The following is a 15,470-nucleotide window of genomic DNA, read 5'->3' on the forward strand; positions in this document are numbered from 1 at the left end:
TCGCCCTTGTCAGGCCACCTCTCGGCGTTGAACAAGCAATCCTACTCGACGCGAGATTTGGTCTATGACACGCTGAAACAACAGATTTTGAGTCTGCAGTTACCTCCGGGTACGGCCATTTCGGAGAAAGAAATCGCTCTGGACTTTCAGGTTAGCCGGACTCCTGTGCGCGAAAGTTTTGTCCGACTCGCTCAGGAAGGTCTGCTGGAAGTGTATCCCCAGCGCGGAACGTATGTCTCTCTGATTCAATTGGATCTCGTCGAAGAAGCCCGATTTATGCGCGAGCAGCTTGAGCGAGCTGTCATCCGTCTAGCTTGTGCACAATTTCCTGAAGAGCAGATGTCGGCCCTCGAACAAAATCTTGCAGAGCAGCAGCAATGCCTGATCGAACCGGATGATGAACGCATGTTTCAACTGGATGAGGAGTTCCATAGCACTCTTTTTGCTGGCTGCAACAAAAGCAACACCTGGACGGTGATTCAGCAGATGAATGTGCATTTGAATCGAAGCCGGATGCTCCGTCTGTCTTCCGATCATCATTGGGATCACTTAATCGAGCAACACCGCTCCATGGTTCAGGCAATTCAGCGGCATGATGCAGAGAAAGCAGAGCGTCTGATGCAGGAACATCTGTATCTGACAGTGACGGATCTGGCTGTTCTGCGGAGTACATATCCTTCCTATTTCCAATAAGTAAAGAATTTCTGCTTGCACATCGTAATACATGTTGTTTCTTCCACTAATGAGGATGAGGTGAATGAGATGAAGATGGTTTTTCGTTGGTTTGGCGAAGGTAATGATACGGTATCGCTGGATCAGATCCGGCAAATTCCGGGCGTCGAAGGCATTGTATGGGCACTACATGATGTTCCTGCAGGCGAAGAATGGCCGATGGACAAAATACTTGCCGTAAAGACAGCTGCGGACCAAGCCGGACTACATCTGGATGTCGTAGAAAGTGTTAATATTCATGAAGATATCAAGCTTGGACTGCCTTCACGGGATAAATATATTAGCAACTACATTAAAACCATGGAGAAACTAGCCCAAGTGGGTGTCAAGGTGATCTGTTATAATTTTATGCCGATCTTCGACTGGCTGCGTACGGATCTGCACAAAGAAATGGAGGACGGATCAACAGCCCTCTTCTATGAAGCTAGTAAAATTGAAAACATTGAACCTCTGGAACTGGTTCGCAAAATCAATGAAAACTCCACCCTCACGATGCCGGGCTGGGAACCGGAACGTCTGCAGTATCTGACAGGTCTATTCGAAGCCTATAAAGATGTGACCGAGGAAGATATGTGGGAGAATGCACGTTACTTCCTGCAAGAGATCATTCCTACCGCCGAGCGGCTTGGCATTCGAATGGCGATTCATCCCGATGATCCGCCATGGCCGATCTTTGGTCTGCCTAAAATTATAATTAATCAGGACAATGTTCGCAGATACCTGAATCTGTACGATAGTCCGGCGAATAGTGTAACGCTGTGTAGCGGATCTCTCGGGGCCAATCAAGACAACGATATCATCGGTATGATTCATGAGTTCAGTGATCGGATTCCGTTTGCTCACATCCGGAATGTGAAGGTCTATGAGAATGGTGACTTTATCGAAACCTCTCACCGCAGTCAGGACGGAAGCGTAGATATCGCGGGTGTTGTAGAAGCCTATCACGATATTGGTTTTGAAGGATACGCCAGACCCGATCACGGTCGACATCTGTGGGGAGAAGAATGCAGACCAGGCTACGGGCTGTATGATCGCGCACTCGGAATTATGTATCTCTGGGGTGTCTGGGATTCACTTCAAAGGAGGGCAAACGCATGAGCGAACACCATTCGAACCTGAATCTGGATCGTACTTCTCGCCTTGAAGGCAAAACAGCCGTGATTACCGGAGGAGCAGGCGTACTATGCCGCTCTATGGCTGAAGAACTTGCCAGACACGGCGCCAAGGTGGCTATTCTCAACCGGACGGTAGCCAAAGGCCAAGACGTTGCATCTGCGATTGAAAAAGCGGGTGGCCGTGCCATTGCCGTTGCATGTGACGTTACCCAGGCAGAAAGTGTACAGGCAGCAGCGGATATTGTACGAGAACAACTCGGCCCTTGTGACATCCTGATTAACGGCGCTGGAGGTAATAACGCTAGCGCGAATACAACAAATGAAATTTTTAAACCGGAGGATTTGGGTAATCCTGATGTAACCACCTTTTTTGATGTAAGTGTTGCAGGGTTTCGACAGGTCATGGATCTGAACTTTGTTGGCTCCCTCATCCCTACTCAAATTTTTGCCAAACACATGATTGAGCGCGATGTACCTGCTACGGTCATCAATATATCGTCCATGAGCGCCCCATCTCCCATGACCAAAGTGCCTGCATATAGTGCCGCCAAGGCGGCTATTAACAATTTTACACAATGGCTTGCTGTGCATCTGGCAGAGTCGGGGATTCGGGTCAATGCAATTGCTCCAGGCTTCTTCCTGACCGAGCAGAACCGCAACTTGCTCTTGAAGCCAGACGGCTCACCAACGGAGCGTTCCAGCAAAATTATTGCGCATACCCCGATGCGCCGTTTTGGTAAACCGGAGGATCTGCTCGGTACGTTAATGTGGCTGGCAGATGAACATCAGTCCGGCTTTGTAACGGGAATTGTTGTCCCTGTAGACGGCGGATTCATGGCCTATTCCGGCGTGTAGCCTTCTTTTTGGACACTTCGATTGCCTGGAACCGATTCACAATCCAACCGAACCTCGTGATATGCTCACGGGCTTCGGTTTTTTTGACGTTGATTTGACCCTCAGGTGATAAGGAATAAATTGCATCGTTGTGGGCAAGGATTGTGGGTGTAAAGGGTGGTGATGCATATATGATGGAGGAAACTACGGTCGTTGCTGTGCGAGCGATTATCGCTTTTCTCACCTTAATTGTCTATACGAGGGTTCTGGGAAAACAACAAATGGGCAACCTGACCTATTTTGATTACATTAACGGCATTACGATTGGCTCCATTGCCGGTACGTTTGCCACGGATTTGTCATCCAAAGCGTGGATTCATTTTGTAGCGTTAACCATCTTCACTCTGATTACCATCATTTTTCAATACATTACGCTAAAAAGCCGAGCCTTCTCCCAAATTATGGACTCCGATCCCACCCTGGTCATTCAGAATGGTAAAATTCTGGAGCAAAATCTGAATCAAATGCGCGTGAAGTTCGATGAACTCACGATGATGCTACGACAAAAGGATGTATTTGACCTGACCACGGTCGATTATGGCATTTTAGAGCCGGATGGCACCTTATCCATTGCTTTGAAACCGGAGAATCAGCCCGTAACCGCAAAGGATATGCACATGCACCCACCATCCCGGAAACTCATGACCGAGCTTATTATCGACGGTGTATTAATGAAAGAAAAACTGGCGGAACGGAATAAGGACAGCAGCTGGTTAACCGAACAATTGAAAAAACAAAACCTGACGATTCAGGAGATTGCATTTGCTGCCATTTTACCGAATGACAAGTTATATATCGATTTGTATAAGGATCGGTTATCAGACAAGACCAGCACAGATGAGGAAAAAAACCGTAACTGATCTGAATGAATCTAATAGATCTGAACGCATAAAAACAATCTGACCAAACTTGTCCCGGGAGGCTCGGAAATGAAAAAGCATAAATGGCTACTCTATACGATCCCCATTATCATGCTTTTGCTGTTCATCGCGATCATGATTAGCGGCCCTTGGCTCAAAAAACCTTTTGGCACGCAAGATCGGTTACTGGAATCTATCCAACTTCTGCAAAAGCAGGTTCAGGATCAACAGTGGACACAAGCCAAAGATCAGGTGGAGTATGCCATGCAAGCTTGGCATCGGATCGTCAACCGCATTCAATTCAGTGTGGAGCGTGAAAGTATTTACGATATTCTGGGCGCACTTGCACGCATCCAGGGTGGTATTGCGGCGCAAGATGATCAAGCGATTATGGAGGAAATTTATTATTTTTACGCGTTATGGGATAACCTCGGGGACTAACACTACGCACTATCCAGAGAGCGTTGCTACTAACTAGCAAATTATGCTGAGTGGTGCACAACAAAAAAAACGATATAAAAACACCTCCTTTTAAAAAAAGGAAGTGTTCTTTATTCATCCTTCGGGCTTTCGTCCTATCTACATTACGTTCTATGCTCTGTTTAATCCACGGGATTTGGACTTTGTGGCACTTGCCGTCCCTTCTTTGCGGAAGAAAAGTGCAAGAGCTCCCTTTGCACACCATAGCGCAAACAATGCAAACAGCGTACCCCAGAACAGCGCTGGCATAAACGTCTGTTGCGCCAGATTGGCCGCATCTCCGGCCTGAGAAGGACGGGTCCAGGATGCCCAACCAATATACATCGCACTAACGACGGACTCTTCAAGCGTAATAAAGGCCAGTAGCAGATAGTAGTACTTCGCAATTTTCACACCAAAAATCATAATCACTACATTCAACGCGATAAACCCGGTCAACCACAACATTCCGAATTCGCCTCTGACATATAACACCAGTGACACAAGTGCCACAGCCGTCATCATTCCCAAACCCCACATGTGCCGCCCTTTGCGGTACAAATAAAAGAGCAGCCATGCAAAAAGCGATGCACCAATGTATCCTGCCAGCGAAACAAATATCGCTCTCCCCGATGTCAGCATAGATGAATACGTTACACCGCTATGATCCGCGTATAATTCAATGCGTAATACTTTGCCGGACAAAACCAGTGTCATCAGCGCATGAGCGAATTCATGAATCATCGTATCCAGATTACGGAACAAGGACGAGAACGGGATAAATCGGGTCAGAAATACAGAGGCCATTAGAAAAAGAATCGTTTTGAGCCACTTGTTCAATCTGTTCAGACCTCCTTGCCTTCAACTAGCGAGCCTATTCATTATAGTACGTCAGGCTTCCCTGCTTCGTTTCGTCTTTTGAAGTCAAGCGCGCACCGCTCCATCCACCAACAGAAGCTGCGGTTGTGCCCAATGAAAAAAGAAGATAGATCATATCGACCACGCCCTTTCTCAAAAGTCACCAAAAGTCGATTTCGCATCCGCAGAATGGCATCGTTCACGAACTGTTCGGCGGCTTTGCTGTGGATAAGCGTTACATACGCATATAGTGAATGATCGACAGGTTCATCCAGCGGACTAACACCGGCACACGAGAACTCGGTCTGTACCCCTGCTTCATGGAGCAGACTCAGGGAGCGAACCAGCTCTGCGTCGACCTCTACCCCATTCCATATCACCGTCCGTTTGGGTAACACGGTTCGTTTGTCCCGTTCGGTCCACTGCAACAGTTCCTGTTTCCGTCTTCTCCACAGATGTACAGGCTGTTCACTGAGTAGCACTTCCTGTTCCTCAAATTCTTCATATACGTTCATCATGTTCCTCCCGGTCTGCATATCCAATCGTCTTAAACGAAAAAGAGCACATCACTGTGCTCTCTGCTTCGCAAAAGGCAAAGGAATAGGTCACGTTCATTCCTCAGCACGTTGTTATATTGTACCTTTTTCGGTGAAAAGCATCAAATGCTCATTAAAGTTCCTATTCGTTCAATGCCAGCTTCAGCGCTTCCAGATTCTCTCTCATCACGCTAATGTAGTCCTTGCCTGACTTAACCTCATCCTCGGTCAGACCTTCGATGGGATTCAACACAGCCGTCTTGGCTCCAATCTCCTTAGCAATGGTTTCCGATACTTTGGATGAAACGAGCGTTTCGAAAAAGATTGTTTTCACCTTGTGTTCCTTGGCAAAATCAATGACAGTTGCCATCTGAGCTGCGGATGGTTCCTGTTCAGGAGACAACCCGGCAATCGGAACCTGCTGCAAGCCATATTCCGCTGCCAGATATGCAAAAGCCGCGTGTTGTGTAATAAAGTCCTTCCGTTTGCTGTCCTTCACAGCCGCTTTGAAGTCCTGATCCAGTGATTCCAGCTTGGCAATGTATGCGTCGGCGTTTTGCTTGAACTGGTCTGCATGCTGAGGGGCCGCTTTGGCAAGTCCAGCTTCAATGTTACGTACTTCCTTTATAGCGAGCGCTGGTGAAAGCCACACGTGAGGATCAAGCCCGCCATGGTCATGGTCATCCTCTTCACCTGCTGCGGCGTCATGGTCATGCTCGGGAGCATCCTTCGCAGAAGCATCATCCGCGTGATCATGCTCTTCAGTGGTTGTTGCTTTGTCCGCGTGATCGTGGTCATGCTCTTCTTCTTCCCCACCCTCGTGGAGCGTAATTCCTTGACTGGCTTCCACCTGTACAAGTTTGCTATTGCTCAGGCTGTCTTTGACCTGATCCATCCAGGACTCCATTCCTGCACCGTTGTAGACGAGAACATCTGCTTTTTCAATGCTGGCGATGTCCTGAGGTGTTGGTTCCCAATCATGCGGCTCCATAGCCGGCGGAATAAGAGTATGTACATCAGCCAGATCACCTGCTACATTTTTCGTAAAATCATACATCGGATAAAAACTTACCTCTACATTTAATTTTTGCTCCGAAGCCGCTGGAGTGCTAGATGCTACAGCTTGATCCGGATTGGAGGTTGTTGTTTTCTGGCCGCAACCTGTTGCAACAAGTGCCAAACTGAAGATAATTCCCAGCGCTGAAGTTTTGCCCAATTTCATAGTCTGAATTCCCCATTTCATCTTTATGTGTTGCTTTTGGAATGAATATATAATGTTGCTGTCTGTTGCTTGACAGCGCGATGACGTTTACGATTGTATAGTGAAATCAGCTTTTGGGCTGATATTCCAGTCAACAGGAAAAATAGCAGAATGAGTGCAATGGTTCCTCCCGGCGGTGTATTCCACTCGTATGAGGCGGTTAAACCGCTGAAAATACCCGTCAGACCTGTAATGACAGCAATAATGACCGCTGCGGCAAAACTGCGTGCAACCCTCAAAGCTAATGCTGCCGGCAATACAATAAGTGCAGATACGAGTAGCACACCGACAATCGGCATCGCAGAGGCCACTGTCATTCCGGTCAGTATCGCAAAGGCAAATGATAAACCTTTCACCTGTACGCCTCCAATGGAGGCCGTCTCTTCATCAAATGTCAAATTATACAACGGTCTTCGCAAAACGAAAAAAAAGGTCAATCCAATCAAACATACTCCTGCCATCATCCACAGCTGGATATTACTAACCGCGACAATGGAACCAAACAGATAAGAACTGAAGGTTTTGGAAAGATTCATTCTCAGACTCATTAACACAACAGCCAATGCCAGACCCGATGTCATAATGATCGCAACCGGCACCTCACTGTACGTACGATAGCTTCGCCGTAGCTGTTCAACCAGCAGAGCACCAATGATTGCAACAGCAAAGCCGCTAAGAACCGGATTCAGGTTCATAACAGAACCTAGGGCAACCCCTGCCAGTGAAACGTGAGAAAGTGTATCAGCCATCAGTACCTGCCGTCTAAGCATCAGATATACACCCAGAATGGGTGCAATGATTCCAATTAGTCCTCCAGCCCAGAAAGCACGTTGCATGAATTCGTACTCAAACACTGCCATTCCTCACTTTCTTGTCGCTCCAAGGTGATCGTTCGATCCAGCCGGTTACCCACTTCTTCGAGACCGTGTGTAACCATGATGATCGTGAGACCATGAACATCCGCGTAGTGACGCATCAATTCATAGAACCCTTCTCTGCTGCGCCGATCCATCCCGGTGGTGGGTTCATCCAGCACAAGCACTTGCGGCTGTCCAGCCAGGGCTCGTGCGATACAGATTCGCTGCTTCTGTCCGCCCGAAAGCTCTCCTACGCGTGCGTTGCGGTATTCCCACATGCCGACCTCACGCAGGCTACGTTCAACAACCGCTTCTTTGTCGGGAGTAAACCTCCGAAAAAGACCTAGCTTGTGATAACAACCGGATCGTACCAATTCGAGTACCGTGCTGGGAAAACCACTATTAAACGAGGCTACTTGCTGAGGTACGTAACCAATCTCCAGCTTTTTGCCTCGGAGCTGCTCTGTATTCATATGTACCGAACCGCTCCAGGGCTTCAAGAGCCCCAGAAGCAGTTTCAGCATGGTTGTCTTCGCAGAGCCATTCGGCCCCGTGATGCCCACAAATTCGCCCACATGAATATCCAGCGACAGCTGATCAATGACAGGCTCTTTGCCATATCCAAAAACGACATCACGCATGGAAGATAAAATCATGGGTTAACCTCTTTCCGTTTTCGTAAATATTACGATTTAAAAAAATCAAAATTTTTTAACGTGTTTCCCGGTGAATCGTCATCTTTTTCAAACGAGGTGAATACTTTTTCATCTCCAGACGTTCTGGGTGGTTACGCTTGTTCTTCGTTGTTGTATAGTTGCGATCTCCGCACTCCGTGCAGGCTAAAGTTACAATGACTCTCATGCTGTTGCCTCCCTTTATCTATTCGTAATTATTACTATTTAATGATAGTAGCCTATGCCTTTTCTTTTGTCAACATCATAATCTCAAAAATAAAATAGTATATGCATACTTTATATTGATATGATATACTCCTTTGGTATCATTATCCTATTACCTACGGAGGAACTAGATGAAGATTAAAAAGTCAACATTTATTGGATCGTTAGTAGCTTGCAGTTTAGCGTTTGGTGCATTGGGTGCAGTAGCTTCGAATGGAATTCAAGATATTGAGGCTGCACTGGACAGTAATATCGGATTTAAGGTAAACGGCCTTTCCTGGACGCCAAAGAAGGAGTCTGGTGAAAAGTTGACCGCATTAGTATACGATGGCGATGTATATCTGCCTGTTAGTGCTACTGCCGAAGCTTTGGGCGCAAATGTATCTCTTAATGTCAGTAACAAGGTCGTAAACATCAATAGTTCAAGTAATGCCAAGCCTAGCACCTCAAACAAAAAAGATTCCGAAGATACAAGCAAATCAAGCTCTTCAGGTCCGATCAAGATGTCAGGAACAGACGCTCAGATGATGGAGAAATTACAAAAAGAATCATTAGCTTTAATTAAAATCTATGGCAAAGCATTAAAATCAGGTAACACTAGCGAATTTGACAAGTACATAGATGCAAATTTAATTGATAACCCTGAAATTGACTTTTTTGATGAAGGTAGAAAATCTCAAAAAGATAAATTCAAGACTCAAATTCAAGGACTCATTAAAGCAAATGATAAGAAAACATTAACAAAGTATGCTGATCAATTAATCAATGTAAAGTCCGCGGACTTCAAAATGATCTCTATGAATGACAAAACAAAGATTTATAAAAGCTACAAAGCCGTGTATTACCCTGAAGGATGGACGGGCTCTTATGGCGTAAACCTCACTTTTGGTTTTAGTCCACAAAAAAAGGGCAATGGTGAATTTTATCTTGGAAGAATGTACTTTAACTAATCTTTCTCTAAAACGTATTAAGAATGAAATCTTCAAGTGTATTACGCTTGGAGATTTTTTATTTCCGTGGGTCAGCTCCACTGTGGAAAAGGATCTTTCAGCTTCCGCCAGTTCATCTGCATCTCTTCATCCGTAAGCAATGTCTCGTCCAATGTCCGTTCAATGGCTACACGATCCATATCGATCCCGATAAACACCAGCTTGGTTACCCGGTCCCCCCACTCTTCATCCCAATCCGGAATAGCTGGAAGTGTGTCGCCAAAATGCAGATGCCGCTCTTCCTCACTCATCGCCCCTACCCATATTCCTGCGGGTGCAAGCTGTTTGGAAGTACCCGCATGGCTAAATGAAACGGCCATATGGTTACGAGTAGCCATCCACATCAACCCTTTGGAACGAACGATACTGTCTGGCCACTTGGCAATCCAGCGGAGCAGGCGTTCGGGATGGAATGGACGTTTGCGATGGTATACAAACGAATGAATACCGTATTCCTCGGTCTCAGGCGTATGCTCCTCTTTCATTAATTCGCGGATCCAGCCCGCGGACTGGCTTGCTTTTTCAAAATCGAACCGTCCGGTATTCAATATTTCTCTCGGGTCAATCTGCCCATGCGTCGTGCGAACCAACTTGGCCTCAGGCTGCATCGCATGCAGTGCTTTTTCCAGCTTGGATAACTCTTCTTCGGACACCAGATCACATTTGTTCAGCACAAGAACGTCGCAAAATTCAACCTGGTCGGTCAGCAGATGCACAATGCCCCGCACGTCATCTTCTCCGGCTTCCTGTCCGCGATCTTTAAGCGTCTCTTTCGAATAGAAGTCACGCCAGAACTGAGCGGCATCCACCACCGTTACCATCGTATCCAGACGAGTGAATTGGGTTAGGTCGATACCAAGTTCCTCATCAATGTACGTAAATGTCTGCGCCACAGGAACCGGTTCACCAATGCCCGTGGATTCAATCAATATGTAGTCGAACGAGCCATCCAGCGCAAGCCGCTCCACCTCTTTTAACAAATCTTCACGAAGTGTGCAGCAGATACACCCGTTTGACATCTCCACGAGCTTCTCATCAATCCGTGATAAACCGCCTCCGTCCCGAATCAACCCTGCATCAATATTGACTTCACTCAGATCGTTCACGATGACGGCGACACGCATGCCCTCCCGATTATGTAACACGTGGTTTAGCAATGTCGTCTTACCCGCACCAAGATAACCGCTAAGAACCGTAACTGGCACTCGATTTTGAATATGTTGTTGTTTTTCTGATACTGGCATTATTGGTTCCTCCACTTCTTATAGGTGAATTTAAGTGATCCATCAAAGCTTTCGGGATATTTGGATGGAAAATAGAGATGATGGCTGATGTACTTATGCTGATCTAGTTATATGGGTGATGTTATTAATCGTAATTATTACGATTAATAACATGGAGAACTATACCTTATTCCACCTTCGTTTGTCAACTAAGTCTCTTAGAGCAAACTTTTTAATCGTAAAACAACTGATTAACTGCCCGAATCGATGTATGTTACGGCAAGTACAAGCATATATTCTAGCAAAGTTCTAGTAACGGAGGTCTTTTCATGAGAATCGCGGCTAGTTTGAAACTTCTCACCTTCCTGGTTCCCTGTGCCTTTCTGGTTCCGGTTATTATTGCGTTTGCCCCGGATCTCAATAAGGTCTGGAATAGTGAAGCGTTGCAAAATATAAAAACGGTATTTATCAGCATTTTTCTGGAGGCCGCCCCTTTCCTGCTCATGGGTGTGTTCCTGTCCTCTCTAATGCAATGGTTCGTATCGGAAGAGATGGTGCGAAGACTGACCCCTAAACATCCGGTTGGCGGCGTGCTTGTGGCGGGCCTTCTCGGTATTATTTTTCCCATCTGTGAATGCGGAATGATTCCGGTTGTACGGCGGCTTATGCATAAAGGCATGCCTGCTTACATTGCGGTAACTTTTATACTCAGCGGGCCTGTCGTCAATCCGATTGTGTTTACAGCAACCCTACTCGCTTTTCCTAGTCATCCAGAGATCACCATCGCTCGTATGGGCCTGGCTTTTGCTGTAGCGGCTGCCGTTGGCGGGCTTGTATATGTGTTCGTTAAACGTAATCCTCTGCGTACAACCAAAGCAGTCGTTACCGAAGTGAAGACACATCTTGGGTTCAAGATGGCTTCGTCACCTCATTCTCATACACACACACATTCTGATACACATTCAGATGTTCACGCTCACTCGCACGGAAGCACCCATGACCATCATCACTCTCATAAAAAGGACTGGCGCAGCTTTTTCATCCACGCTGGGGACGAGTTTGTCGATATGAGCAAATACCTGGTCATTGGTGCGTTGATTACAGCGTTCATTCAGACGTTCGTGAGTCGCAGTGATTTAATTGCGCTAGGGAACGGCCCCGTTGCGTCGTATGTATTTATGATGGGTTTTGCTTATGTTCTGTCCTTATGTTCTACATCAGATGCTTTTGTTGCGTCAGCCTTCTCACATACCTTTGCTTTAGGCCCGCTGATTTCCTTTCTCGTGCTCGGCCCGATGCTGGATTTCAAAAGCACGTTAATGTTGCTCTCCACCTTCCGCACCCGCTTTGTTATTGGCTTAAGTGTAGCAATTATCGTATTGGTTTTTGCCGGGTCATGGCTGGTGAACTTCTTTGGATAATTGAGGTGAAACTGCTCCGAGTGAAGAGTACTTGTTATGTTAATTAACAACATTAATCATTAATTCTGTTAATTGGTTTCCAAGATGGTGTCTCCCTGATATGAAATGATCCAAAAATTGATTTCCATGAGAAAGGAGTGCAGGTCATGGGTCACGCAAATCATGAGATAAACAAGAACTTTTTTTCGAAAAGGATCGCCATTCAGTGGCATACGCTCATTCGTGCAGGCTGGATTGGCAGTCTGGCTGTGTATATTATGCACCTCAAATCAGGCAATTCTCTACATTACTATCTGGCTCCTACGATGCAAAAGCTGCTTCTCGGTTGTGCTATTCCCCTCCTGTTTATTGCTGTGATTATGGCATGGCATGCTTTTTGGAGTCGAAATGAATTCGATTGCGATTGTGAGCACGTCCCTCCTTCTGGCGTTATTCGTAGTTCAATGGTCTACGGTTTGATTACTTTGCCACTATTGCTGGGTTTTCTACTACCTGATCATGCTTTAGGCAGTTCGATGGCTAGTCAGAAAGGAATGTCCTTGACGTACGCTCCGCCTGAAATAAGGCGTAAAGAACCGCTGCCAGATGTATCTGCAAAGTTGAGCGTGCAAGATTATACCGTCACGCAAGGCACAAAGCAGCAAAATGACAAGTTATCTGAATTACCCGCCAGTGTGCAGTTTGTTCCGCCCGATGAATACAGCCGCGAATTCGCGGAGCTGGCTGAAAAGTTATACGTACAACCTGTCATCCAGGTGTATCCAGAGATATTCTCGGAAACCCTCGGCACCATTGATATGTTCCAGCGGCAATTCACAGGTAAAGAGATTATGCTAACCGGCTTTGTTTACCGGGACGGTAACATGGAGCATACCTCTCATTTTGCATTAGGACGTTTTCTCGTGATGTGTTGTCCAGCAGATGCGGCTCCTTTCGGCGTGATGATTCATGTACCGGATGCCAACAAATTTGAGAAGGACAGTTGGGTACAGATCCGTGGTACCATTGGCTCCGCGCAAGTCGACGGTAAAGATACGATGGAAATTCAGGCAACGTCCGTAACACCGATTAATCAGCCCGCTTCTCCTTATATTTACACCAATGCTGATTCCGTCAAGGCATATGATCAGATCGTAAGGTGAGTAAGATCGTAAGTAAGTAAGTGAGATAGAGAAAGTAGAGCATCATTGAGTTGAAGTGGAGCACTTTACGAAAAGATCGCCAGCACACTTCTATTTCTAACGATCTCAGATGAGCTTATTTAGTTGAAAATAGGCATTTTGAATTCTAACGATCACCAGAGAGCTTATTTTGCTGAAAACACAAGAAAAATGCCCTTTTTCACATCAAAATCCTATAATAAGGTTTCCTGTGATCGTTAGAATATTTAAAAGCGGGAAATAGCCCAAATAGCGTTTCTGGTGATCGTTAGAAAATTAATCTCATTGGATCGTTTCAGACTCTCCCTATTGGACACAAGTTAGTAGTCGAGCTGGTGATGATAATCACGATGATCATAACTTTTTAACTAACGAATCGCGCCTAAGTAGCACTTTCACGGTTCATTAGCGAACCAGAACATTGGACTGAGGTTTGTCGCATTATGTGCTCAGCCGTATATTCGAGTTTGCGTGCACTTCGTCTCCGAACAAAAAAGACGGGCAGATTAATATCTGCTCCGTCTTTTTTCATATATGATGTTCACCTGTGTGTTTACAAGTGTGTATTTACAATTTTGTACCAGCAAAGAGATCTTGCGACAGTTTTGTGGCAGTCTAGCGGACTGCAATCAGCAGGTAAGTCATGAATGCATCGTTACCCTGCTTATCTATCCCGCTTGTCTACCTTATTTATCCTTTTACTCCGTTACGATATCATGAACCAATACAGGTGCATCGGCATGATCTGCAATGGTGATGTTTTCCTTGATTTTTGCAATCACGGCATCGACATCTTCACGATTCGCATGAATGGTTACCAGAGATTCACCGGCTTTCACTGAATCACCAACTTTTTTGTTCAGCATCAAACCAACCGCCAGATCGATCTCGGACTCTTTCGTTGCACGACCTGCACCAAGCAACATCGCAGCTGTTCCGATCTCATCCGCAACGATCCCAGCTACATACCCGTCACGATCTGCTGGAACTTCGATTAGATATTGTGCTTGTGGCAAGCGCTCTGGGTGGTCAACCACGGAAGCATCGCCGCCTTGGTTGGCCAAGAAATGTTTGAATTTCTCCAGCGCTTTACCGTTCTGGATGACTTCTTTGAGTTTCTCTTCCGCGTGCTCCAGTGAATCTGCTTTACCTGCGAGATATACCATCTGACGTCCCAGTGCCAGGCACAGTTCTTCCAGATCTTTCGGACCTTTACCTTGCAGTGTAAGAATTGCTTCTTTGACTTCCAGAGCATTACCGATGGCAAGACCCAGTGGCTGGGACATGTCGGAGATAACAGCCATCGTTTTACGGCCTACATTGTTACCAATGCTAACCATGGCGTGTGCCAATTCTTTAGCATCTTCTGTTGTTTTCATAAACGCACCTGCGCCTGTTTTTACGTCCAGTACGATCGCATCTGCACCTGCTGCGATTTTTTTGCTCATGATGGAGCTGGCGATCAATGGGATCGAGTTTACTGTTGCCGTTACGTCACGAAGTGCGTACAGCTTTTTGTCGGCAGGTGTCAGGTTGCCACTTTGACCGATAACCGCTACTTTATGTTCGTTTACGAGACGAATAAACTCTTCTTTTTCAAGCTCAACGTGGAAACCCGCAACGGATTCCAGCTTGTCCGTAGTACCGCCCGTGTGCCCCAGACCGCGACCAGACATCTTCGCAACAGGTACATCGAGTGCAGCAACGAGTGGCGCAAGCACCAGTGTCGTCGTGTCTCCCACGCCTCCAGTGGAGTGTTTATCTACTTTGATGCCTTCAATCGCAGATAAATCGATCGTTTCGCCAGAGTTCACCATCGACATCGTCAGATCAGCACGTTCCTTATCCGTCATATCCTTGAAAAATACAGCCATCGCCCATGCGCTGACTTGGTAATCCGGGATTTCTCCTTGTGTATATCCTTGAACGACGAAATCGATCTCTTCTGTGGTCAGTTCTTTTCCGTCACGTTTTTTAGCAATAATGTCTACCATTCTCATGATGACCTCTCCTTTTGTAAAATGGATTGTATAGAACACGTGTTAAGCGGGACCGTTCCGTACCCGGATCGTTCTTTCGATCGCTGTTGTCTTCACCTTTTTTGAATATCCTTTTCTGAGGTTAAAATGTGAAGTCAAAGGCGAGCGCTTCGCTTCTCCAGAATCGATTCCGGTTCCTCCACTCCATGCTTCAACACCAGTTTCGA

The 15,470-nt window shown here is 46.2% G+C and carries 16 protein-coding genes; 8 read left to right on the forward strand and 8 right to left on the reverse strand.

Features of this window, described 5'->3' with window-relative positions:
- Positions 1–6 precede the first annotated feature (6 nt).
- The 5 genes from FS818_RS08360 to FS818_RS08380 all read left to right on the forward strand — a co-directional run bounded on the left by FS818_RS08360 (position 7) and on the right by FS818_RS08380 (position 4,042).
- A complete protein-coding gene (locus FS818_RS08360; protein WP_397351765.1) occupies positions 7–693 on the forward strand; it encodes a GntR family transcriptional regulator in 687 nt (228 codons plus the stop codon).
- 69 nt (positions 694–762) lie between these two features.
- Positions 763–1,830, forward strand: a complete 1,068-nt coding sequence (gene uxuA / locus FS818_RS08365; protein ID WP_145331310.1) for a mannonate dehydratase — start codon at positions 763–765, stop codon at positions 1,828–1,830.
- Positions 1,827–2,702: an SDR family oxidoreductase gene (locus FS818_RS08370; protein ID WP_145331312.1), complete on the forward strand. Its 876-nt coding sequence runs from the start codon at positions 1,827–1,829 to the stop codon at positions 2,700–2,702. Before uxuA ends, FS818_RS08370 begins: the two co-directional genes overlap by 4 nt.
- A 143-nt stretch (positions 2,703–2,845) precedes the next feature.
- Positions 2,846–3,601, forward strand: coding sequence for a DUF421 domain-containing protein (locus tag FS818_RS08375; protein ID WP_260989812.1), 756 nt, complete (start codon positions 2,846–2,848; stop codon positions 3,599–3,601).
- Between the two features lie 69 nt (positions 3,602–3,670).
- Complete coding sequence (locus FS818_RS08380) at positions 3,671–4,042, forward strand: DUF4363 family protein (protein WP_145331316.1); 372 nt, start codon at positions 3,671–3,673, stop codon at positions 4,040–4,042.
- Positions 4,043–4,192: 150 nt separating this feature from the next.
- Here the strand turns inward: FS818_RS08380 and FS818_RS08385 are convergent, their stop codons facing one another.
- The 6 genes from FS818_RS08385 to rpmG form a co-directional block, all read right to left on the reverse strand.
- Positions 4,193–4,900: a M50 family metallopeptidase gene (locus tag FS818_RS08385; RefSeq protein ID WP_145331318.1), complete on the reverse strand. Its 708-nt coding sequence runs from the start codon at positions 4,898–4,900 to the stop codon at positions 4,193–4,195.
- A 41-nt stretch (positions 4,901–4,941) separates the two neighbouring features.
- A complete protein-coding gene (locus FS818_RS08390) occupies positions 4,942–5,433 on the reverse strand; it encodes a hypothetical protein (RefSeq protein WP_145331320.1) in 492 nt (163 codons plus the stop codon).
- Between the two features lie 163 nt (positions 5,434–5,596).
- Positions 5,597–6,676 (reverse strand): metal ABC transporter substrate-binding protein, encoded by a 1,080-nt coding sequence (locus tag FS818_RS08395; protein ID WP_145331322.1) that lies wholly within the window; start codon positions 6,674–6,676, stop codon positions 5,597–5,599.
- A 23-nt stretch (positions 6,677–6,699) separates the two neighbouring features.
- Entirely contained in the window at positions 6,700–7,575 is an 876-nt protein-coding gene (locus FS818_RS08400; protein WP_145331324.1) for a metal ABC transporter permease, read from the reverse strand.
- Positions 7,521–8,228: a metal ABC transporter ATP-binding protein gene (locus FS818_RS08405; protein WP_145331326.1), complete on the reverse strand. Its 708-nt coding sequence runs from the start codon at positions 8,226–8,228 to the stop codon at positions 7,521–7,523. The genes FS818_RS08400 and FS818_RS08405 overlap by 55 nt, the downstream gene beginning before the upstream one ends.
- A gap of 55 nt (positions 8,229–8,283) precedes the next feature.
- A complete protein-coding gene (rpmG, locus tag FS818_RS08410; protein WP_036613813.1) occupies positions 8,284–8,433 on the reverse strand; it encodes a 50S ribosomal protein L33 in 150 nt (49 codons plus the stop codon).
- A gap of 169 nt (positions 8,434–8,602) precedes the next feature.
- Between rpmG and FS818_RS08415 the strand changes: the two genes are divergently transcribed.
- Positions 8,603–9,421, forward strand: coding sequence for a stalk domain-containing protein (locus FS818_RS08415; protein ID WP_145331328.1), 819 nt, complete (start codon positions 8,603–8,605; stop codon positions 9,419–9,421).
- 71 nt (positions 9,422–9,492) lie between these two features.
- On the opposite strand, the gene FS818_RS08420 is transcribed toward FS818_RS08415, so the two are convergent.
- A complete protein-coding gene (locus tag FS818_RS08420) occupies positions 9,493–10,704 on the reverse strand; it encodes a GTP-binding protein (RefSeq protein WP_145331330.1) in 1,212 nt (403 codons plus the stop codon).
- Between the two features lie 308 nt (positions 10,705–11,012).
- Between FS818_RS08420 and FS818_RS08425 the strand changes: the two genes are divergently transcribed.
- Both FS818_RS08425 and FS818_RS08430 read left to right on the forward strand, forming a co-directional pair.
- Positions 11,013–12,104, forward strand: a complete 1,092-nt coding sequence (locus FS818_RS08425) for a permease (protein ID WP_145331332.1) — start codon at positions 11,013–11,015, stop codon at positions 12,102–12,104.
- 146 nt (positions 12,105–12,250) lie between these two features.
- Positions 12,251–13,246, forward strand: coding sequence for a TIGR03943 family putative permease subunit (locus tag FS818_RS08430; protein WP_145331334.1), 996 nt, complete (start codon positions 12,251–12,253; stop codon positions 13,244–13,246).
- A 716-nt stretch (positions 13,247–13,962) separates the two neighbouring features.
- On the opposite strand, the gene FS818_RS08435 is transcribed toward FS818_RS08430, so the two are convergent.
- Positions 13,963–15,264 carry a pyrimidine-nucleoside phosphorylase gene (locus FS818_RS08435; protein WP_145331336.1) on the reverse strand — a complete coding sequence of 434 codons (1,302 nt, stop codon included), beginning with the start codon at positions 15,262–15,264 and terminating at the stop codon, positions 13,963–13,965.
- Positions 15,265–15,470 lie beyond the last annotated feature (206 nt).

It is taken from the genome of Paenibacillus xylanexedens, from assembly GCF_007680605.1.
GTDB classification, from domain to species: Bacteria; Bacillota; Bacilli; order Paenibacillales; family Paenibacillaceae; genus Paenibacillus; species Paenibacillus xylanexedens_B.